General features: G+C 62.1%; 18 protein-coding genes. 8 read left to right on the forward strand and 10 right to left on the reverse strand.

Annotated features, from left to right (window positions below):
- Positions 1-74: 74 nt before the first annotated feature.
- Positions 75-335 carry a hypothetical protein gene (locus EN845_RS35970; RefSeq protein WP_245464269.1) on the reverse strand — a complete coding sequence of 87 codons (261 nt, stop codon included), beginning with the start codon at positions 333-335 and terminating at the stop codon, positions 75-77.
- 428 nt (positions 336-763) lie between these two features.
- The gene (locus tag EN845_RS03700; protein WP_127871442.1) at positions 764-2644 is read right to left on the reverse strand and encodes a cellulose synthase catalytic subunit; all 1881 of its coding nucleotides are present in this window, start codon (positions 2642-2644) and stop codon (positions 764-766) included.
- A 617-nt stretch (positions 2645-3261) separates the two neighbouring features.
- Here EN845_RS03700 and EN845_RS03705 point away from each other — a divergent pair.
- Positions 3262-4185 carry a glycoside hydrolase family 26 protein gene (locus EN845_RS03705; RefSeq protein ID WP_127871441.1) on the forward strand — a complete coding sequence of 308 codons (924 nt, stop codon included), beginning with the start codon at positions 3262-3264 and terminating at the stop codon, positions 4183-4185.
- Between the two features lie 132 nt (positions 4186-4317).
- Positions 4318-4836 carry a DUF995 domain-containing protein gene (locus tag EN845_RS03710; protein ID WP_127871440.1) on the forward strand — a complete coding sequence of 173 codons (519 nt, stop codon included), beginning with the start codon at positions 4318-4320 and terminating at the stop codon, positions 4834-4836.
- Positions 4837-4985: 149 nt separating this feature from the next.
- On the opposite strand, the gene EN845_RS03715 is transcribed toward EN845_RS03710, so the two are convergent.
- On the reverse strand, positions 4986-5435 hold the full coding sequence (locus EN845_RS03715) for a DNA polymerase III subunit chi (protein ID WP_127871439.1): 450 nt from the start codon (positions 5433-5435) through the stop codon (positions 4986-4988).
- Positions 5436-5444: 9 nt separating this feature from the next.
- The gene (locus tag EN845_RS03720; protein WP_127871438.1) at positions 5445-6968 is read right to left on the reverse strand and encodes a leucyl aminopeptidase; all 1524 of its coding nucleotides are present in this window, start codon (positions 6966-6968) and stop codon (positions 5445-5447) included.
- Positions 6969-7332: 364 nt separating this feature from the next.
- Here EN845_RS03720 and lptF point away from each other — a divergent pair, with 364 nt between their 5' ends.
- The 6 genes from lptF (at position 7333) to rsmA (ending at position 14971) form a co-directional block, all read left to right on the forward strand.
- On the forward strand, positions 7333-8535 hold the full coding sequence (gene lptF, locus EN845_RS03725) for an LPS export ABC transporter permease LptF (protein WP_127276079.1): 1203 nt from the start codon (positions 7333-7335) through the stop codon (positions 8533-8535).
- On the forward strand, positions 8532-9617 hold the full coding sequence (gene lptG, locus EN845_RS03730; RefSeq protein WP_189343640.1) for an LPS export ABC transporter permease LptG: 1086 nt from the start codon (positions 8532-8534) through the stop codon (positions 9615-9617). The genes lptF and lptG overlap by 4 nt, the downstream gene beginning before the upstream one ends.
- Positions 9617-12061 carry an LPS-assembly protein LptD gene (locus tag EN845_RS03735; protein WP_167531200.1) on the forward strand — a complete coding sequence of 815 codons (2445 nt, stop codon included), beginning with the start codon at positions 9617-9619 and terminating at the stop codon, positions 12059-12061. Before lptG ends, EN845_RS03735 begins: the two co-directional genes overlap by 1 nt.
- A gap of 88 nt (positions 12062-12149) precedes the next feature.
- Positions 12150-13082 carry a peptidylprolyl isomerase gene (locus tag EN845_RS03740; RefSeq protein ID WP_167531199.1) on the forward strand — a complete coding sequence of 311 codons (933 nt, stop codon included), beginning with the start codon at positions 12150-12152 and terminating at the stop codon, positions 13080-13082.
- A 13-nt stretch (positions 13083-13095) separates the two neighbouring features.
- Positions 13096-14112, forward strand: a complete 1017-nt coding sequence (gene pdxA / locus EN845_RS03745) for a 4-hydroxythreonine-4-phosphate dehydrogenase PdxA (protein WP_189343618.1) — start codon at positions 13096-13098, stop codon at positions 14110-14112.
- 25 nt (positions 14113-14137) lie between these two features.
- Positions 14138-14971: a 16S rRNA (adenine(1518)-N(6)/adenine(1519)-N(6))-dimethyltransferase RsmA gene (gene rsmA, locus EN845_RS03750; RefSeq protein ID WP_127276074.1), complete on the forward strand. Its 834-nt coding sequence runs from the start codon at positions 14138-14140 to the stop codon at positions 14969-14971.
- A gap of 138 nt (positions 14972-15109) precedes the next feature.
- Here the strand turns inward: rsmA and gmk are convergent, their stop codons facing one another.
- The 6 genes from gmk to fabG form a co-directional block, all read right to left on the reverse strand.
- Positions 15110-15766, reverse strand: a complete 657-nt coding sequence (gene gmk / locus EN845_RS03755; protein WP_027053294.1) for a guanylate kinase — start codon at positions 15764-15766, stop codon at positions 15110-15112.
- Positions 15767-15787: 21 nt separating this feature from the next.
- Positions 15788-16678 carry a YicC/YloC family endoribonuclease gene (locus EN845_RS03760; protein ID WP_127276073.1) on the reverse strand — a complete coding sequence of 297 codons (891 nt, stop codon included), beginning with the start codon at positions 16676-16678 and terminating at the stop codon, positions 15788-15790.
- A 155-nt stretch (positions 16679-16833) separates the two neighbouring features.
- Entirely contained in the window at positions 16834-18102 is a 1269-nt protein-coding gene (gene mltG / locus EN845_RS03765; RefSeq protein ID WP_127871435.1) for an endolytic transglycosylase MltG, read from the reverse strand.
- A gap of 99 nt (positions 18103-18201) precedes the next feature.
- Entirely contained in the window at positions 18202-19464 is a 1263-nt protein-coding gene (gene fabF / locus EN845_RS03770) for a beta-ketoacyl-ACP synthase II (protein ID WP_127871434.1), read from the reverse strand.
- A 34-nt stretch (positions 19465-19498) separates the two neighbouring features.
- Positions 19499-19735, reverse strand: a complete 237-nt coding sequence (locus EN845_RS03775) for an acyl carrier protein (RefSeq protein WP_006203723.1) — start codon at positions 19733-19735, stop codon at positions 19499-19501.
- A gap of 212 nt (positions 19736-19947) precedes the next feature.
- Positions 19948-20685: a 3-oxoacyl-[acyl-carrier-protein] reductase gene (fabG, locus tag EN845_RS03780; protein WP_127871433.1), complete on the reverse strand. Its 738-nt coding sequence runs from the start codon at positions 20683-20685 to the stop codon at positions 19948-19950.
- Between the last annotated feature and the right edge of the window lie 4 nt (positions 20686-20689).

A 20689-nucleotide genomic window follows, 5' to 3' on the forward strand; every position in this document is an offset into this window, starting at 1 on the left:
CCAGGCAGTTTCGCAAGGGCAAGCGCTACGCGCTTGTCCCGGGAAAACCGTTACACACTGTTCCCGTAATTGCTTCAGTACCGCGAACGGCAGCTGGCGCGCTGGCCAAAGCCGCTCGGGCCGCAAATCCAGGGAGAGTGACCGAGCAACGGTCCGCTATTGCCCAAACTGTAGGAAACCTTCACGGGCGCCGTCTTGCCGATCCGCTGCGGCCGGACGAAAGCCGCATAGGCCTCCTCTCTCGTGCGTGTCACGCTGGTGATCCGCGTGAGCGATTTGCGATCGACCAGATGCAACCGTTTCTTCTGGACGTAGTGAGCCTTCTGGCCAAGCATATGAGCCTCCGGCCTGGTGCTGATCGAGCCGGTCTTGGTCGCATCCATACTCTGACAACCGGACACCATCGAGATCAATGCAACAGCTGCGAATGCACAGGCATATTTCTTGCCGATCCTTGGCCCATTTCCAATATATGTTTTCATCGACGTCCCCTGCAAACATAAGCCACTGGAGCGCGGGGATATATTGTCGGTTATTTTGTGTTCCGCGCCACGCTAGCAGCCTCACGCCGCTCGCATCATGATCTTATATTAGGGGATACTTATTAAGAATCGCGCAAGCGACATGATGAACGCGGTCTGTCCGCACTCGATCGGATATTATTAAAACTGAATCTATTGAGACTGCGCCGCGGTTGCGCGGACGGCCGCCGGCTCACAAGGCGAATGTTCCGGGAAGCGTTGTCGCGCGCGCCTCTTCAACGTCAGCGCGGCGTTTCCCAACCCGGATCGAAGTAGAAATTGCGGGCACCGATGTTACCCTGGCCGGCGCCGGAAATCACATAGGCTATGCGCACGATGCGCAAGCCGCCGGCGCCCTGCTGCAATCCGTAGACGCCTTCCATGCCGCGATCGTAGAAGCCCACGGCCGGCACGGCGAGTGCCAGCACGGCGAGCGAGGCCTGCAAGGTCATCTTCGCGGCATTGGCGCGCAACGGGATCTTGTTCTCGATGACGTGTCTTGAAACGATCACCACCACCAAAAGCCCATAGAAGAATGCATTGAACGCCGCGAACCAGAAAAAGCCGGTCGCGTCGAAAGGGTGCTCAATTATCAACACGGGCAGTGCCGCGCCGATGGCCAGCGCCACATAGGGAACGAAGGCGCGGACCGGCAACAGGCTTTTGGGACCGCTGCCCTTGGGGGTGACACGGAAATCGACGAAGGATTTGGTCAGATAATCGCGCAGCGACGATAGCGTGCCGGCCAGTACCCAAGGCCAGCGTGCGAAGAAAAGAAACAGTGTGCCTTCCCAGCTTATCGTCTTGGCCGTCAGCGGCCGAGAGAGGCCGAATGCCTTCAGCATCATGACCAGGCCCACCAGAGCAACGGCGTTGGGCAGATAGTGAAGAAGGAAGTCGGCATACATGACGTTGGCGAAGTTGCGCCCGGTGAAGAGCGCATACATCGGCATGACGTACATCAGCAATGCGAAGATGGCGAACAGTGGATACCAGAGCTGGCAGAACAGGAACTGAAACTTCAGCCTCCAGGGCAATTTGGGAAAATATGTGGGCGAGTATTCGAGCAGGATCGTCATCAGGCTGCGCGACCACTGGAATTCCTGGGTGACGAGATCGGCAAAGGTCTGCGGGCCGTCGCCATGGGCGATGGCGTCGAGCGCATGCACGCCGCGCCACCCGGCGGCGTTGATCAGCATCGAGGTGGAGTGATCCTCGGCCAACTCCGGACCGAGACCGCCCGCCTGCCTCAGTGCCTTGGTTCGAACGGCATAGTGCGAGCCGATGCAAAGCGGCGCGCCGCCACCGGTATGGCCGGACTGCAAGGGCCCGTGAAACATCCCTTCTGGAAACAGCCGGCCACGCGCTGCCCAGCTTTCGGCGGCGTTGTTGTCGCAGATGCTCGGCGCCGAGACATAGCCGACCGCCGGATCGGCGAAAGGATAAAGGATTTCCCTGAGATAGGTTGGCGTCGGCCTGTGATCGGCATCCATCTGGGCGACGAAATCGTAGCGCTCATAACCGTAGTGGTCATAGAAGAACGCCAGGTTGCCCTCCTTGCAACGGGTGCGGCGCGGCCAAGTCTTGCGGTGGTAGTCTTCCCTTCCGCGCCGCGTCGAAATGAACACGCCGTGGGCATCGCACCAGCGAACCGTCTCCTCGGACGGGTCCTCGTCGGCCAGCCAGGTGTCATGCGGATAGTCCTGCGTAAGCATTGCTTCCAAGGTGCGCGCAACCACGGCGAACGGTTCGGACGGCGCCTTGGTCACCACCATGGCGACCCGCGAGCGCTTCGGGATGCTGGCAAGCTTGGATGGCTTCCTCGAAGCGTGCACGTTGAGCAGGAAATACATCGGCATCAAGGTCAGCCAGGCCAGCACCAGCGTCGCAAAGATGTATGACCCGAGGTATCCGATATGGTCCGGCTTCAGCCACCAGATCCAGAAAAAGCCGAGAGTGACGAACCAGGAAGCCAGGCCGAGCCGCAGGATCCACTGCCGGACCGGAGACAATATGGGCACCAGGAAAGGAACCTGCGCCGCGGCGTTGGCGTGCATCCTCCCACGCGGCCGGGTCGGCCTGGTCTTGGGACTGATGATCCCTGCGTCCGCGGAAACACTCATACAACTACCGCCGCCACTCCGAGCATCAGCCGAACGATGGCCGACACGCTTTTCAGGTCGGCTTCAGAATCCCTCCACATCTCATTAGAGTCAACTAAATTAACCGATCCTTAACTAGCTTTCTTGAGAACTGGTTAACCTAACGCCTTTGAATCGCAGCAAGTATTCCGCCGAAGAGTCGCCGTCGACCCATGCCGGAATGATGAACCGCACTTTTTTGCGCTTTGGAGAATTCGCCGGGTCAAGGCGATCTGGAGGCTGCACCGCCGGGCAGCGTTAACCATGTTGCGAGCGCCAAGGTTAACCGATCGTTAATTGTTCTTGACTCTTGGTCCGGTCCAGCTCTTAAATTAGCCAGGGATGATATATCGGAATATTGACGCGAATTTGTGAGTATCGCGGCGAACTTTCTCTCTGAAGCTCCTCAGTGTCGGCGCCTTGAGAGATAATTTGGGTGGCCCCTTGCACAGGTTGGCACACCCGCCAATGGTCGCTCCGAAATCCCGCAGATTCCGCCAATAGACCCGATCGGTGTTGGGTAGTCGTGTCGATCAGGCATCGATGCGGCGGGCGAAGCCTTGGCTTCCATGGGAAGCTGAGGCCATAGGAGGTCAACGATGAAACACTCCGCAGCAAATGTACTTGTAGTCGCGCTGGCTTTGGGCGGAAGTGCCGCGTTTCCTTCCGCGGGAAGCGCCGGTTCCGCCCCCGCGACAGACCCCGTCCAGACGAGCAGCGCCGCGTCGGCATTCGGCTCGTACGATCCGTATGGCGATTTCACCAATGACAAGACCGCCAGCATCGAGGAACTGTTCCTGCCTTGGGAAGATGTCGATCTATCGACGCTGCCTCTGGCAGACACCTATGCCCAGGAGCGCGGTCGCTCGCTGTTGATCACGATCGAGCCGTGGACCTGGTCGAAGGACTGGCGCATCACCCCGCCCGAACTGCGTGACGGCATATTGGGCGGCAGGTATGATGCCAATATGCAGGCGATCTGTGGCCTGGTGGGACAGATGAAAAGCCCGGTAACCATTCGCTGGGCGCAGGAAATGGAAGACAAGAACGGCCGCTTCACCTGGGCCAACTGGGCTCCCAAGGACTGGATCTCAGCTTACAAGCGCGAAGTCGATATCTGCCGCAAGGCGGCCCCCGCGGCCAAATACATGTGGTCGCCCAAAGGTGAAGAAGGCCTGGAAAAATACTACCCTGGTGACGACTATGTCGACGTGATCGGCCTGTCGGTGTTCGGCCTGCAGAAAAAGGACAATGACGAGGCCGGTCGCGACCGTACGTTCGCCGAGATGCTGAAACCCGGCTATGACCGCGTGGCGGGTTTCAACAAGCCGATCGTGGTGGCGGAACTCGGCTATGTCGGCAAGCAGGACTATGTTTCGAAGTGGCAGGATGATTCCCGCAAGTCCTATGCGGAGTTCCCGGCGCTCACGTCCGTTGTCTACTTCAACCAGAAAGAAGTGTGGCCGTGGCTGGGGGGCTATGGTCTGCCCGATTGGAGGGTGACCCAGCACGTCCTGCCGTAGACGCATCGTTCGATGCGTCCCGACACGATCGGGATGGATCTCCATCTTTCTTGTTTGATTGGCATCCATGCCGGACCAGTGTTTCGGCATGATGGTTGAGGCGTGGCGTGAATCAGTCTGTGGAGTAGTTCCGTGAAACGAGTGCTGGGTAATTGTGTCGGAGCGGCGTTCGCCTGCTCCGTTCTTGTTCTTGCCTTACAGGTCCCTGCGACAGCCGAGACAGCGGCCAAAATCGCCGAGCAGGCGCAAAAGGGCGCCGTGGTGCCCGACGAAGGCGTCTACCAAATCTATCAGAACCATTCGTGGATGTGGGGCAATCACGGGGCCGCGTTCTTTGCCGTCAGGCAGCGGCAATTCAACGCCTGGTCGACCGAAAAGGGCCAGCCGGGCTATGGCGACGGGACATGGTTCATCCCCGGCGGCGGCAAGTTGTGCTACCGCGCGCAATGGCACGGCGCCTGGGGCGTGAAGGGCTCCATGACCTGCTTCGAGCATCGCCAGACCGGCAAGGCGATCTACAAGCGCAAATCGCCTGATGGCGAATGGTACGTTTTCAGGAGCCCGCATCGGAACCGCTCGGACGAGTTCATGAAATTGAAATACGGCGACTACGTCACCAGGAAACAGAGCCGAATCAAGGCAAGGCTCTAGAACTGTCACCCGCGACGCTGGGCTGGAGATGCTCATCGTTTCGGGGAAACGCCGAACGGCTCCAGCCCTTGGTTCTTACGCACCTCCCTATGGAGTGCGCTACGCGCTTTCCCGGGATAGGTGCACAGTTTTCCTGGAATTGCTCTAAACTAGGCCTTGCGTTCCCAGCGGCGGTCTGACGTCTGCTGCCAGTAGGTCACGGCGTGGCCCGCGTCCTTCATCGTCTTCCAATGCGCCCGGGCCATCTCGACCTGGGCCGCGTCATGGCCATCGAACAGGAAAACCGCACGCTCGTAACCGCCGAGGTCGGGCGGGGCGGCGCCGTCGACCAGGAACCTGATTTTGGCCTCGTTGGGGTTGCCGGCGCCGGTGGTCAGCAGGATTGGCTGTTCAGCTGGGTAGGCTTCGCGATCGGTCGCGTGCGCCAGGAAGGAATCATCGCGGAAGGTCCACAGATGCTGGTCGAGCGCGTCGCGCCGTTCCTGGGTCCCGGTCTGCACCACGGCGCGCCAGCCGCGATCGACGCTGCGCTCGAGCAGCCCCGGAAGCGCATCCTCCAGGGTCGATTCGGTCAGATGGTAGAACAGCACATCGGCCATGGATCGACGTCAGCTTTCGTAGTGATCGCGCACCAGCCGGTCCAGCAGCCGTACGCCGAAACCCGAACCCCACGACTGGTTGATCTCGTTCAATGGCGAGCCCATCGCCGTACCGGCAATGTCGAGATGTGCCCAGGGCGTGTCCTTGACGAAGCGCTGCAGGAACTGCGCGGCGATGATCGCGCCGCCGTAGCGGCCACCGATGTTCTTCATGTCGGCATTCTTGGAATCGATCAGCTTGTCGTATTCGGCGCCGAGCGGCATGCGCCACAGCCGTTCCTGCGTTGACTGTCCGGCCGCGGTCAGCCTTTGCGCCAGTTCGTCGTTGTTGGAGAACAGGCCCGCATAATGCAGGCCGAGGGCAACCATAATGGCGCCGGTCAGCGTCGCCAGGTTGACCATGAATTTCGGCTGGAAGCGGTCGTTGCAGTACCACAGCGCGTCGGCCAGGACGAGGCGCCCCTCCGCGTCGGTGTTGAGCACCTCGATGGTCTGTCCCGACATCGAGGTGACGATGTCGCCCGGGCGCTGGGCATGACCGTCGACCGCGTTTTCGACAAGACCGATGATGCCGACGACATTGGCCTTGGCTTTGCGCGCGGCGAGCGCGTGCATCAACCCGGTCACGGCGGCAGCGCCACCCATGTCGCCCTTCATGTCCTCCATGCCGGACGCCGGCTTGATCGAATTGCCGCCGGTGTCGAACGTAACGCCCTTGCCGACGAAGGCGACCGGGCTGTCCTTGGGCTTGCCGCCGTTCCATTGCATGACCGCCATACGGGCGCCACGCGGCGAGCCCTGCGCGACACCGAGCAGCGAGCCCATGCCGAGCTTCTTCATCTCCTTTTCGGCCAGGATCTCGACCTTGACGCCAAGCGCCTCGAGTTCCTTGGCGCGGGCGGCGAATTCGACTGGTCCCAGCACGTTTGCCGGTTCGTTGACCAGATCGCGTGCCAGAAGCACACCGTCGATCACCGCCTCGGCATCGGCGAAGGCTTTCTTGGCGCCCACCGGATCGGTGGTATGGATGGTCACCTTGGCCGGCTTTTTCGGATCGGCCTTGCCGCTGCCCTGGCCGTCGTCCTTATCCTTCCTGGTCTTGTACTTGTCGAAGGAATAGCCGCGCAAGAGAATGCCGGCCGCAAGGTTCGCGGCGTCCTTGCCATCGGGCGAGGCACCGGCCAGGTCGAGCACCACGGCCACGTCGGTTGCCTTGCGCAGCGATGCCGCAATGGTGCCGCCGAGCTTCAGCCAGGCATACTCGTCGAGCCCCGACACCCTGCCTGCGCCGACCGCGACCAACCTGTCGAGCGATGTTGCTTCGGGCGCCAGGATTTCGACAGTGCCGGCGAACTTGCCGGTAAATTCGGCGACCGGGAAAGCCCGATCCAGCGTCTTGCCCGGATCGTAAGCCCTGGCCATATCGCTCAGGCCACCGTCATCCGCCGACAGCACGAAGACCGTGCCCTTTCTGTTCGCTGCCGTCTGGGGCGCGGCGAATTTTGCAAAGGCGATCGACGGTCTCGGGTTCATCATGTCCTGCTTTCGGGGATTGCGCGATGATGCGCGAAGCGGTTTGAAGCGATCCGCGACATTTGGTCGTTTTCCGGCATTTGGCAAGACTTTGCCAAAATGGCTACCCATATGAGACATGGAATCGATGGCGATTCGTCGCGGAACGGCTCCGCTTCATGCCGCAACCTGTTGTTAACCATCGATGTTCGTCCTTTCTTATCCATTGCCGCCGACACTCCGGCCTACTGCGGCACGCGACGTGGGACGGGAACCGGATCGCCTGCCTAATGCAGCCCAACGGAGCCAGTTGTGCGGGCGTCGCCGGACAGCTACCCTTAGCGTGGTGGCATGATGCCGTTCGAGAAAATCGAGTAAAGCCTTCATGAAGGTCGTTGAACGCTACATCATGCGCCGCACTTTCGTGGTCTTCCTGGCAGCACTGGTCTGGACGCTGGCCATCGTGTGGACGACGCAGGTGTTGGCCAAGATCAACCTGGTCACCGACAGCGGTCAGTCAGCTTTGACCTTCTTCGAGGTCGCGTCCCTTATTCTCCCCTCCATCGTTCCGATCGTCGTGCCTTTCGCGCTCGTGGTGGCGGTCGCCCAGACGCTCAGTGTGATGAATTCGGATTCGGAACTCGCGGTGGTCAATGCATCGGGAGCCTCACGATGGACCATCGTGCGGCCGATCATGCTGCTGGCGCTGGCCGCCAGCGTCTTTTCGTTCGCCGTGGACAACGGCATCGACCCCTATGCACGACAGAAGAACCGCGCCCTGGTGGCGGAGTCGCGCGCCGACCTTTTGTCGCTGATCATCCAGGAAGGCACCTTCCGCAAGATCGAGGACGGACTGTTCCTGCAGATTGGCGAGCGGCTTCCCGACAACCGGCTGGGTGGTATCTTCGTCGCCGATTCGCGCGAGGAAGGCGTCAATCTCGTCTATTATGCCAAGACCGGCAGCATCATCGAACGCGGCGGCGAAAAGGTGCTGATGATGAATGACGGCGTCATCCATCGCAAAACGCTGACGGGCGACCTCAGTGTCATCCGGTTCACGTCCTATGCCTTCGACATGTCGGCCTTCATGTCGGCGGCCAACCAGGTGACGCTCCTGCCAAAGGACCAGACCACCCAATACCTGCTCAATCCAAGTCCTAACGACAAGAATTACCAGCAAAGTCCCCAGGAGTACCGGGCCGAGGTCGACCAGCGGTTTTCGGAATGGACCTACTCCATGGTTTTTGCGCTGATCGCGCTCGCGGTGGCGGGAGACGCGCGTTCGCATCGCGAGGCGCGCGTCAATCCGCTGATCACCGCCATCGCGATATCGCTGTTCGTGCGCTGGCTGGGTTTCTTCGCCGCCAGCAAGGCCGATGAGGTCCCGCAATATGCCTACATGGTCTATGGCGTGCCGATCGTGGCTTCCGCGGTGGCGATCTGGTTCATCGTATCGAACCGGACCATGGAACTGCCGGTTGCCTGGGCGGACTGGATGACAAACCTGGCCAGCCGAATCGGTGATGGCTGGAATGCCCTCAAATTGCGTCTCTCCAGGCGCGACACCTCAGGCCAGGGGGTCGGCTGATGGGCTGGACTCTGGGTCGATATTTCTTCTTCCGCTACGTGGCGATCACGATCTGGTTCTTCCTCGGCCTTCTGGCACTGGTATTCCTTATCGATTTCACCGAACTGTCCGGCCGCACCACCGGCCTGCCAGGGTTCACCTATGGCACGGCAATGGCCATTTCCGGCCTTCGAATGCCCATGATCATGCTGCAGACGGTGCCGTTTGTCGGCTTGTTCTCGGCGATGGCGACGCTGGTTTCGCTCAACCGGCGGTACGAACTTGTCATCGCGCGGTCCGCGGGCGTTTCCGCCTGGCAGTTCCTTTTGCCGTGCTGCATCGGCGCACTGCTGTTCGGCGCCGTCTCGGTCGGAATCATCAACCCGCTCGCCGCGCACGCCTTCTCCTTGTCCGAACAGATCGAGACGCAGCTGCGCTCCGGCAAATCCAACACGGTTTCGGCCGACGCCGCTCCCTGGATTCGCCAGAAAACCAGTTCCGGCGATACGATCATCGGCGCGCGGGCCATCCTCGACCAGGGCCTGGAGATGGCCGACGCGGTCTTTTTCATCCTCGATCAGCAAGGCAATATCGTCGAGCGCAAGGATGCGGCGCGTGCTTACCTGCGCGACGGTTATTGGGAATTGCAGGATGTGAAGATCTTCAGGAACGGCACCATCCAGCCCGTCGCGAACGATCGTGTGCCGACCAATCTGAAGCCGGAATTCGTGCAGGAGCGGCTAGCGCGCCCGGAGACAATTCCCTTCTATGACCTGCCCGGAAAAATCGAGGTTGCCCGTTCCTTCGGCCTCAAGGCAAATGCCTTTGCCATGCAGTTTGATTCGCTGGTGGCGCTGCCGTTTCTCCTCGTCGCCATGACGCTGATTGCGGCAACAGTTTCAATGCGATTTGCGCGAATGGGGCAGTCGGCAACGATGATTCTGGGTGGCGTCGTTGCCGGGTTTCTGCTTTATGTCGTTTCGGTGCTGGTGAAGGCGTTCGGCGTGGCGGGGTTCGTGCCGACTGCCATAGCCGCCTGGGTGCCGGTCGTGGTAGCTATGTTCTTCGGGGTGACTTTCCTGCTATACAAGGAAGACGGCTAGTGAGGGAGGCGTTTTTGCCCAGCGACAGGCAGGCCCGTTTGGCGCGCCTCTATGCGGCGAGCGCCTTGGCGTGCCTGGTCGCCTGCGGCGTCCCGCTGCCGGCGTTCGCGCAGGATGTCGGCAACATGGCGACCACGGTTCCGTCCGGCTCGCAGATGCTGCTCGCCGCCGACACGCTGGAATACAACAACGACAACCAGACGGTGACCGCCATCGGCGGCGTGCAGATCGACTATGGCGGCAACCGCCTCGTCGCCCAGAAGGTCGTGTACAACCGCAACACCAAGCGAATGGTTGCCAGCGGCAATGTCGAGATCGTCAACAGCGACGGCACCAAGATCAATTCGCAGCACATCGACATCACCGACGATTTCGCAGACGGCTTCGTCAACGCGCTGCGCGTTGAAACCGTCGACAAGGCCTATTTCGCCGCCGAAAGCGCCGAACGCATGGGCGGCGTGCTGACCACCTTCCACAATGGTGTCTACACTGCCTGCGAACCATGCGAAGACAAGCCCGGCAAGGCGCCGACATGGCGCGTCAAAGCCAGAAAGATCATCTGGAACGGCGAGAAGAAGACGGTTCGCTTCGAGAACGCGAATTTCGAGTTCTTCGGGTTTCCGCTGGCCTACTTGCCGGCGTTCGAGATCGCCGACCCGACGGTGAAGCGCAAGAGCGGCTTCCTGATCCCCAGTATCGGCTACAACAGTCACTTGGGGTACAGCGTCAAGATCCCCTACTATTTCGCCCTTTCGCCGACATATGACCTGACGGTGACCGGAAGCGGCTACACCAAGCAGGGCTTCCTCGGCGAAGCCGAATGGCGCCAGCGCTTCAACAATGGCGAATACACTTTCAAGATCGCCGGCATTCAGCAGCAGGATCCGGACGCCTTCATCGACGGCGCGGCCTTCCCCTCGACCGCTGGTCACAATATCGATTCCGGCGCGGTGGGCGATCCGAACAAGTTCCGCGGCATGATGGGCACGCAGGGGCAGTTCGCGATCAACGAACGCTGGAATTTCGGCTGGGACGTGTTGCTGCAGACCGACAAGAACTTCTCCAACACCTACAACATCGCCAAGTACAATGCCTACGTTCACCAGTCGTCCGTCTACCTGACCGGCCTTAATGACCGTAATTATTTCGACGTGCGCGCCATGCATTTCGAGGTCCAGGAAGATACGCCCAACGAAAATGCCGCGGCGCGAAGCGGCCAGCAGCCTTGGGTGCTGCCCTCGCTCGACTATGCCTATATCCCCGACACATCGGTCGCCGGCGGCCAGTTGTCGTTCAACGTAAATACGCGAGTCATTCGCCGCGAAGATCTCGACGAAGCTTTCAACACGCCATACGATTCTGCCACGCCGGCACAGCGTGTCCGTGGCATAGAGGGCGAGTCTGGCAGACTCACCACCGAAGCCGAATGGAAGCGGACATTCGTTACCGATGATGGGCTGGTATTGACACCACTGCTGGCATTCCAGGGCGATGTTGACTACGTCCGCGCGTCATCGGCTTCGCTCGCGGCCATTCAGGAGATGGCCGCCAACCCTGACATACATACCAGCGAAGACATGCGCTCGTCCTTCGCACGCTACATGGCGACCGCCGGGCTCGAGATGAGCTGGCCGCTGTTGTTCTCGCTGGCCAGCGGGTCGAGCCACGTTGTCGAGCCGATGGCTCAGGTGTTCCTGCGCCCGAACGAACAGTATGTCGGCGGCCTCTCCATTCCGAACGAAGACGCTCAAAGCATGGTTTTCGATGCAACCACGCTGTTCGAACGCGACAAGTTCTCCGGTTACGACCGCATCGAGGGCGGCTCGCGTGCCAATGTCGGCCTGCGCTATTCCGGCTCCTACATCAACGGCTGGGGCACCAATGCGATCTTCGGCCAGTCCTATCAGATTGGCGGCGAAAACTCCTTTGCGGCACCCGATCTGGTCAATGTCGGCGCAAATTCAGGGCTTGAGACGACCAAGTCCGACTATGTCGGCCTGTTTGGCATAACCAGCCCCAATGGCTTCGCGGCCTCCGTCAGCGGCCGTTTCGACGAACAGAGCTTCGAGATCCGCCGCGCCGAGCTGAAAGCTGCTTATTCCGGCCTGCCGGTGTCGTTGAGCGCCAAGTATGCCTTCATCCAGGCCCAGCCGCTCTATGGGTTCACGACCGACCGTCACGAGGTCACGCTCGGCGCATCGACACATCTTGCCGAGAACTGGCGCGTGTTCGGAACAGGAACCTACGATTTGCAGGAGGGCCTGCTGGTCAAGGACGGGGTGGGCTTCGCCTACAACGATTCCTGCTTCACCTATCTGATGACGTACGCGCAGTCGCGTGACCTGAACACCAGGGAAGTGACGCAGAGCATCGGATTCAACCTGTCGTTCCGCACCCTCGGCGACTTCGGCTCGTCGACCAACGCAATCGACACCATCCAATAAGCGGCGACATCGTTTCGCCGCATAGGGCTGGCACGGATTCGCGTATCCGGAAGGGGACGGAATTGGGCGGAGCCGGAATAGAATTGGGATGCCAACGATGAGGAAATACCTCTTTTCAGCAGGGTTCGCGTTGCTTGTGGCGGCGACATCCCTGTCGATGACCGTGATGACGCCGCCGGCTTTCGCCAGCGAGATCAAATACGTCGTCAACGACATAGCAATCACCAGTGGTGACATCGCCCATCGTGCCGCCTTCCTGAAGCTGCAACACAAGAAGGGCGACGCTGCCCAGGAAATGATCGACCAGACGCTGCGCCTCGCCGAGGCCAGACGGCTTGGCATCCGTATCAGCGATGCCCAGGTTGAGGCCGCCTATCAGCGCTTTGCCACCAACAACAAGATGCAGCTCGGCCAGCTCGACGGCGTCATGGAAAAATCCGGCGTCAGCAAGGACCATTTCAAGGAGTTCATTCGTGCCCAGATGGCATGGAACCAAGCCTTGAGCGCGCGTTACCGCTCCGGTGAAGGTGGCAGCGTGACCGAACAGGACGCGGTGCGGCGCATGCTTGACAAGGGCGGCGCCAAGCCGAGCGCCATGGAATACATGCTGCAGCAGGTCATCTTCGTCGTGCCAGCGGCCGAACGCAGCGCGACACTGGCCAAGCGCAAGCGCGAGGCCGATGCCATGCGTGCCCGCTTCAACGGCTGCAACACGACACGCGAGTTCGCCAAGGGCCTGATCGACGTCACCGTTCGCGACCTCGGCCGGATTCTGGCGCCGCAACTACCGCCGGACTGGGCCGAGCAGATCAAGGCGACCAAGGTCGGTGGCGCCACCGTCACGCGCGAGACCGAACGCGGCGTCGAATTCATCGGCATCTGCTCGTCGCGCGAAGTGTCCGACGACAAGACGGCACAGATGGTATTCCAGAGCGAAGGCTCCAACGACAAGGCCGCCGACGATCTCAGCAAGAAATATGTTGACGAGCTGAAGGCTAAAGCCCGCATCGTCAAGCGCTGACGTGGGCCGCGCGATGACCGCGCTGGCGTTGAGCGTCGGCGATCCGTCCGGTATCGGCCCTGAAATCGCCATCGCCGCCTTCCTTGCGCGGGACGCCGTCGGCTTGCCCCCCTTCTACCTTCTGGCCGACCCGGCCGTGGTCGCGGCGCGCGCGCGCCACCTTGGCGTTTCGCTGCCTGTCCAGGAAGTGACGCCGGTGCAGGCGATCGAGGTCTTTGGCCGCGCCTTGCCGATCGTTCCCCTGACGGAGCGCTTCATCGACAGCCCCGGCCGGCCAGACCCCGCCAACGCAGCCGGCACCATCGAAGCGATCGACCGCGCGGTCGAGGCCTGCCTTGCCGGCGAGGCGGCCGCCGTGGTGACTTGCCCGATCGCCAAGAAGCCGCTCTATGATGCCGGCTTCCGTTTTCCCGGCCACACCGAATATCTGGCGCATCTGGCGGCTCGGCACAGCGGCGTCGAGGCGATGCCGGTGATGATGCTGGCAGGCCCGGACTTACGCACGGTTCCCGTAACCATCCACATCGCCCTGGCCGACGTGCCGAAGGCCCTGAGCACCGAATTGATCGTCGCGACCGCACGCATCACCGCGGCCGACCTTGCCGGCCGCTTCGGCATCGCCAGGCCTCGGCTCGCCATTGCCGGCCTCAATCCGCATGCCGGCGAAGGCGGCTCCATGGGCATGGAAGACGAGCATATCGTGCGCCCAGCGGTCGACACCCTGCGCGCTGAAGGCATCGATGCTTTCGGGCCCTTGCCCGCCGACACGCTGTTCCATGCCCGGGCGCGGGCAGGCTACGACGCCGCACTGTGCATGTATCACGACCAGGCGTTGATCCCGGCCAAGACGCTGGCCTTCGACGAAGCTGTCAACGTCACGCTGGGCCTGCCCTTCATCCGCACCTCCCCCGACCACGGCACCGCCTTCGACATCGCCGGCAAGGGCGTGGCGCGGCCGGACAGCCTGATAGCGGCGCTGAAGCTCGCCAGGAAGCTCGCCGACATCGACGCGAAGGCCGTCGCCGCATGAGTGCTTCCGCTTCCGGTCTTCGCGCATGAGCATCGATGGGCTGCCACCACTGCGCGACGTCATCGAGCGCCATGGGCTGCAGGCGAAAAAGGCTCTCGGCCAGAACTTCCTGCTCGATCTCAATCTGACCGGCAAGATCGCACGCAGCGCCGGCGACCTGGCAAATGCCACGGTGATCGAGGTCGGGCCCGGGCCTGGAGGGCTGACAAGGGCGCTGCTATCGAACGGCGCCCGCCGGGTCGTTGCCATCGAGCGCGACGAACGCTGCTTGGCTGCGCTTGCCGAAGTCTCCGCTCATTACCCCGGTCGGCTGGAGGTGATTTCGGGCGACGCGCTGAAGACCGACTTCGCGGCACTCGCCTCGGAGGCCGACCACGGTCCGGTCCGGATCGTGGCCAACCTGCCTTACAATATCGGCACGGAACTGCTGGTCCGATGGCTGACGGTCCCAAACTGGCCGCCCTACTACGCCTCGATGACGCTGATGTTCCAGCGTGAGGTCGCCCAGCGCATCGTGGCGGCACCCGACAGCGATGCCTATGGCAGGCTGGGCGTGCTCGCCGGCTGGCGCACGCAGGCCAGGATCGCCTTCGACGTCCCGCCTCAGGCCTTCACGCCGCCACCCAAGGTCACCTCTTCGGTGGTGCACCTGGAGCCGCGCACGACACCCCTGCCCGCCGATGTGAAGAAACTCGGCCGAGTCACGGAAGCCGCCTTCGGCCAACGCCGGAAGATGCTGCGCCAGAGCGTGAAAAGCCTCGGCGGCGAGGCCTTGCTCGAACGAGCGGGGATCGACCCGACGCGCAGGGCGGAAACACTCAGCGTCGAGGAGTTCGTGCGGCTGACCAATGCGGTCTAACTCCGCTCTCTCCGTTCACGGGGAGACGATGCCGGCAGGCAGATGAAGGGCAGTGCGAAGTTGCGAAGGTATGGTGCTGCCCCTCGTCCGGTCCTTCGGGCCACCTTCTCCCCGTTGACGGGAAGAAGGAAAGGGCGATCACACCGTTTTCTCGTCCAGCAATCCCGACACGAAATCGAAGAGACCCGGCCGGCGGTCGCGCCGCAGCCGCTCGGCAACGACGATGCCGCGCACTTCGGCGAAGGCACGGTCGAGATCGTCGTTGACGATGACGAAGTCATATTCCTTCCAGTGCTCGATCTCGTTGCGGGCGTTCTTCAGCCGCGTCTCGATCACCGCTTCCTGGTCCTCGGCGCGGCGCTTCAGCCGCGCCTTCAATTCTTTCATCGACGGAGGCAGGATGAAGATCGAGACGATGTCAGCGCGCATCTTCTCCTTGAGCTGCTGAGCGCCCTGCCAGTCAATGTCGAACAGCATGTCGCGGCCCTGCGCCAGCGCCAGTTCGGCCGGCTCGCGCGGTGTCGCGTAGCAATTGCCGTGCACCTCCGCCCATTCGAGGAGCGCGTCAGAATCGCGCAACCGCTCGAATTCGCGCATCGTGCGGAAGTGGTAGTGAACGCCCTCGATTTCCGAACCCCGGCGCGGCCTTGTGGTAACCGAGACCGACAGTTCAAGGCTTGAATCGCTCTCCAGAAGGTTGCGCGCGATCGTCGACTTGCCGGCCCCCGATGGAGACGACAGGACGAGCATCAACCCCCGGCGGCGGATGCGGGACCCCAAATCCCTGGGAACCATCGGTTCCTTGGCAACCATCGGCTACTCCAGATTCTGGACCTGTTCACGAAACTGGTCGACCACGGCCTTCAACTCCAGCCCAATCGCTGTGACTGTCGCGGCGTTCGACTTGGAGCACAGCGTATTTGATTCGCGGTTAAATTCCTGTGCCAGAAAATCGAGCTTGCGGCCGACCGCGCCGCCGCCCTCAAGCAAGGCCCGGCCAGACGCGACATGCGTTTTCAGCCGGTCGATCTCTTCGCGAATATCGGCCTTGGTGGCAAGGAACGCCGCCTCCATGTGCAGCCGGCTTGCATCCAGATTGGCGGATGCGTCCATCAGCAGCCTGACCTGCTCGGCGATGCGTTCGCGGATCACCGCCGCATCGCGTGACGGGTCAGCTTCCGCGCGCAGGGTCAGCGTCTCGATAGTATCGACATGGCCGGACAAAAGCACGGCCAGTGCTGCGCCCTCACCGTGCCTGGCCTGTTCCAGGCCGTTCAGCGCCACGTCGAGCGCGGCCATGATGGCGGCGTCGAGTGCGGTCCGCGCCTCTTCGGTCTCGATGGTTTCAGGTACGTCGAGCACACCACGCAGCGACAGCAATCCGTCAGCCGTCGCGGGCGCGACGCCGAACTGCTCCTGCAGCCGCTTGGCCAGGCCGGCAAGATCCTTCAGAAACGCCTCGTTGACGATAGGTTGCGCCTGCGTGCCGGCGGCGCGGCCGATGGTCAGCGTCGCCTGGAAATTGCCGCGGGCGAAACGCTTCTGCAGCGTTTGCCTGACCACAGGTTCCAGCCGCTCGAATCCTTGGGGCAGCCGCAGTCGCACCTCGACGCTCTTGCCATTGACGGATTTGACTTCCCAGGCAATGGAGGTGCCGTCGTGCTCGGCGACGGCCCGCGCGAAACCGGTCATACTCTGCAAATTCATGTCGCCCGCACATCCCTGGCGCCTCACCCTGAAACCGGTTTTCCGGTAGGGCAAGCGCGGCTTAAAATGACTACGCCGCGAACGCGTCGAAATCGGACGCCTGGCGTTCTCTCAAATGTCAGGCCGCCGCCTTCCAGGCAACGCCTTTCTTCACATTACTGGGCCGCGCCCGCATCACCGCCGGCATCGCCATTGTCGCCGCCGCTGGCATCGCTGTCGTCGGCTGGCTTGTCTGCTGCAGGCTTGTCGGCACTGCCGCTGGTACCGGCGGCAGCGGCGGCCTTGGCTGCGTCATCGGCCTGCTTCTTCTGCAGCGCGCGATAGCGGGCGACGTTTTCATTGTGCTCGTCCAGGGTCGCGGCAAAGACGTGGCCGCCCGTGCCGTCGGCGACGAAATAGAGATCGTCGGTCTTCGACGGATTGGCCACGGCTTCGAGGGCCGCGCGGCCGGGATTGGCGATGGGTGTCGGCGGCAAGCCGCTGATCACATAGGTGTTGTAAGGCGTCTGCTTCTGGATGTCGGACTGGTAGATCGGACGGTCCGCCGGCTTGCCCTTGCCGCCAAACAGACCGTAGATGATGGTCGGATCGGACTGCAGGCGCATGCCCTTGGCCAACCGGTTCAGGAAGACGGCGGCCACGCGTGAGCGTTCATCGCCCTTGCCGGTTTCCTTCTCGACGATCGAGGCCAGGGTGACAAAGTCCTCGACGCTGGCCAGGGGCAGATCCGGCGCGCGCCGCTGCCACACCTCATCGACCAGTTTCTTCTGATCGGCGAGCAGCTTGTCGACCATCTGCTGGCGCGTTGCGCCACGCGTGAAGCGCAGCGTGTCGGTGGCAAGACTACCCTCGGGGGGCGTCTTCGACGGCATATCGCCGCTCAGGGCGGGTTCGTCGGCGATGCGCTGCAAAGCCTGCTCGACCGTCAGCCCTTCGGGAATAGTCAGCGAGTACATCACCGACTTGCCACTCTTGAGGAGTTCCATGATGTCGCGCATGGACGCCCTGGGCTTGATCTCGTATTCACCGGCCTTGAGCGCGGAATCGTTGCCGAAGGCACGCACGCCGAGGCGGAACACGCGGGCGTCGCTGATTAGTCCGCGGCGCTCAAGCTGGTCGGCGATATCCTGGACGCCGGTGTTGGGCTTGACGAGGAAGGTGTCGCCATTGGCGGAAGGGCCGGGTTCGGTAAACTCCTGCTTGCCGAAATAGAGGGCCACGCCTGCCGCCAGAACCATCAGCATCACCGAGGAGATGACGAAGTTCATGAACACGACGATCTGGCTGCGCGAAGCGCGCGACCGTTTCGGCGGCGGCGTTCCAGCCTCCGGCCGCAGCGCCTCGCTTGCCGTCTTCGGCACGATCGGCCCGGTATTCGCCGGCCTTTGCCCGAATTCTCCGTTGCCTGACGGATTTGTGTTCATTTCGCCCTACCGTTCGATCTCTCAACGAATCCCCTGCGGCAGAGTAGGGGCGAATATGGCAAAATTGACGGCACGCCAAAGCACCGCCCGGCAGCTCGGTCAGCCATTATAACGCTGGAAGACCAGCGAGGCGTTGGTGCCGCCGAAGCCGAAGGAATTGGACAGTGCCACGTCGATCTGGCGCGGGCGCGGCTTGTTCGGCACCAGGTCGATCGCGGTTTCGCGCTCGGGATTGTCGAGGTTGATGGTCGCCGGTGCGATATTGTCACGGATGGCGAGGATCGAAAAGATCGCTTCGGCGGCACCGGCCGCGCCCAGCAAATGGCCGATCGACGACTTGGTCGACGACATCGAAATCTTGGAAGCCGCATTGCCGACCAGCCGCTCGACAGCGCCGAGTTCGATCGTATCGGCCATGGTCGAGGTGCCGTGCGCATTGATGTAGTCGACATCGGCCGGCGTAAGCTTTGCCCGCTTCAGCGCCGCGGTCATGCAACGGAAAGCTCCGTCGCCATCTTCGGCCGGCGCGGTGATGTGATAGGCGTCGCCGGTCAGACCGTAGCCGGTCACCTCGGCATAGATCTTGGCGCCGCGCGCCTTGGCATGCTCGAGCTCTTCCAGAACCACGACACCGGCCCCCTCGCCCATGACGAAGCCGTCGCGGTCGCGGTCGTAGGGCCGCGAGGCGGTTTGCGGGGTGTCGTTGCGCTCGGTCGAGAGTGCCCGGCAGGCCGCGAAGCCGGCGAGCGAAAGTCGGGTCACCGGCGATTCGGCGCCGCCGGCCAGCATGATGTCGGCATCGCCGAAGATGATCAGCCGGGCGGCGTCGCCAATGGCGTGCGCGCCGGTCGAGCAAGCGGTGACGACAGCGTGGTTGGGGCCTTTCAATCCGTGCCGGATCGAAACCTGGCCCGACACGAGATTGATGATGTTTCCGGGAATGAAGAATGGGCTGATGCGGCGCGGGCCGCGTTCCTTCAGGATGATCGCGTTCTCGGCGATGCCCTCGAGACCGCCGATGCCGGAGCCGATCAGCACACCGGTGGCGCAACGCTCTTCTTCGGTGGAAGGCTGCCAGCCGGAATCCTTCAGCGCTTCATCGGCGGCCGCGATCCCGTACAGGATGAAGTCGCCGATCTTGCGAAGTTCCTTCGGCTCGAGAATGGCTTCGGGATTGAGCGTACCGTTGGAGCCGTCGCCACGCGGAATGACGTGGGCGATCTTGCAGGCAAGATCGTCCACTTCGAACTCGGTGACGCGCTTGGCAGCGCTGCGGCCGGTCAGCAGTTGCTTCCAGCCGTGCTCGAAGCCCATGCCGAACGGCGAAACCAGGCCAAGGCCCGTGACGACGACACGCCTCATCGCAGGTCCTCCCCGGTGACGACTGCGGAAAGCGTCAGGCCGAAGCCTTGTCGATGTACTTCACCGCATCGCCAACGGTCAGAATGGTCTCTGCTGCGTCGTCGGGGATCTCGACGCCGAATTCTTCTTCGAACGCCATGACGAGTTCAACCGTGTCGAGGCTGTCAGCGCCCAGATCATCGATGAAGCTCGCCTGCTCCGTCACTTTGTCGGCATCGACGCCAAGGTGCTCGATGACGATCTTCTTGACGCGCTCTGCGGTGTCACTCATTTGGGGCATCCTCGTCTTTTGTTTGTCTGTCTTCGTTAGCGGGCGGAATGCCGCTAATCAAGCTGAAAGATGGTCCTGCCGGAAACGCAACGGCCACGGACCGGTTTTTGCCCGAACCGCCGGGTTGCGGGCCGCATTACACGAAAAATTGCCGAGGTCCAAGCCGAAATGGTGGGTTTTCACAGCGCGGCGATGTTGCTGCCGGAGCTCGCTCAGATCATCGCCATGCCGCCATTCACGTGGATGGTTTGCCCGGTTACGTAGGCGGCCTCGTTCGAAGCCAGATAAGCAACGGCGGACGCCACTTCGGCACTGGTGCCCATGCGCTTCGTCGGGATCGCCGCCATGATCGCCTCTTTCTGCTTCTCGTTGAGCTTGTCGGTCATCGCCGATTCGATGAAGCCCGGAGCGACGCAGTTGACGGTGATGTTGCGGGTGGCGATTTCCTGCGCCAGCGATTTGGACAAGCCGATCATGCCGGCCTTGGAGGCGCAGTAGTTCGCCTGGCCGGGATTGCCGGTCACGCCGACCACCGATGTGATGTTGATGATGCGGCCATGGCGGCGGCGCATCATCGGGTGGGTCAGTTCACGGGTCAGCCGGAAAACGGCGGTGAGATTGACCTCCAGCACCGTATCCCAGTCGGCGTCCGACATGCGCACGAACAGGCCGTCCTTGGTGATGCCGGCATTGTTGACCAGGATATCGACGCCCTCGAGATCGGCCTCCGCCTTCTGGCCGAGTGTCTTGACCTCGTCACGGTTCGACAGGTTGGCCGGGAACAGCTTGACCCGATCGCCCAGTTCGGAGGCCAGCGTTTCCAGTTTCTCGACGCGCGTGCCGTGCAGGCCGACGATCGCGCCCTGCGCATGCAGCACCCTGGCGATCGCCTCGCCGATGCCCCCCGATGCGCCGGTGACAAGCGCCTTGCGGCCGGTCAATTCGAACATTTTT

Source organism: Mesorhizobium sp. M8A.F.Ca.ET.202.01.1.1, assembly GCF_004791595.1.
GTDB lineage: Bacteria > Pseudomonadota > Alphaproteobacteria > Rhizobiales > Rhizobiaceae > Mesorhizobium.

Coding starts and splice junctions, on each gene's coding strand:
- EN845_RS35970 (WP_245464269.1), bottom strand. CDS start 335: ATGCTTGGCCAGAAGGCTCACTACGTCCAGAAGAAACGGTTGCATCTG.
- EN845_RS03700 (WP_127871442.1), bottom strand. CDS start 2,644: ATGAGTGTTTCCGCGGACGCAGGGATCATCAGTCCCAAGACCAGGCCG.
- EN845_RS03705 (WP_127871441.1), top strand. CDS start 3,262: ATGAAACACTCCGCAGCAAATGTACTTGTAGTCGCGCTGGCTTTGGGC.
- EN845_RS03715 (WP_127871439.1), bottom strand. CDS start 5,435: ATGGCCGATGTGCTGTTCTACCATCTGACCGAATCGACCCTGGAGGAT.
- EN845_RS03720 (WP_127871438.1), bottom strand. CDS start 6,968: ATGAACCCGAGACCGTCGATCGCCTTTGCAAAATTCGCCGCGCCCCAG.
- lptF (WP_127276079.1), top strand. CDS start 7,333: ATGAAGGTCGTTGAACGCTACATCATGCGCCGCACTTTCGTGGTCTTC.
- EN845_RS03740 (WP_167531199.1), top strand. CDS start 12,150: ATGCCAACGATGAGGAAATACCTCTTTTCAGCAGGGTTCGCGTTGCTT.
- pdxA (WP_189343618.1), top strand. CDS start 13,096: ATGACCGCGCTGGCGTTGAGCGTCGGCGATCCGTCCGGTATCGGCCCT.
- rsmA (WP_127276074.1), top strand. CDS start 14,138: ATGAGCATCGATGGGCTGCCACCACTGCGCGACGTCATCGAGCGCCAT.
- gmk (WP_027053294.1), bottom strand. CDS start 15,766: ATGGTTCCCAGGGATTTGGGGTCCCGCATCCGCCGCCGGGGGTTGATG.
- EN845_RS03760 (WP_127276073.1), bottom strand. CDS start 16,678: ATGAATTTGCAGAGTATGACCGGTTTCGCGCGGGCCGTCGCCGAGCAC.
- mltG (WP_127871435.1), bottom strand. CDS start 18,102: ATGAACACAAATCCGTCAGGCAACGGAGAATTCGGGCAAAGGCCGGCG.
- fabF (WP_127871434.1), bottom strand. CDS start 19,464: ATGAGGCGTGTCGTCGTCACGGGCCTTGGCCTGGTTTCGCCGTTCGGC.
- EN845_RS03775 (WP_006203723.1), bottom strand. CDS start 19,735: ATGAGTGACACCGCAGAGCGCGTCAAGAAGATCGTCATCGAGCACCTT.
- fabG (WP_127871433.1), bottom strand. CDS start 20,685: ATGTTCGAATTGACCGGCCGCAAGGCGCTTGTCACCGGCGCATCGGGG.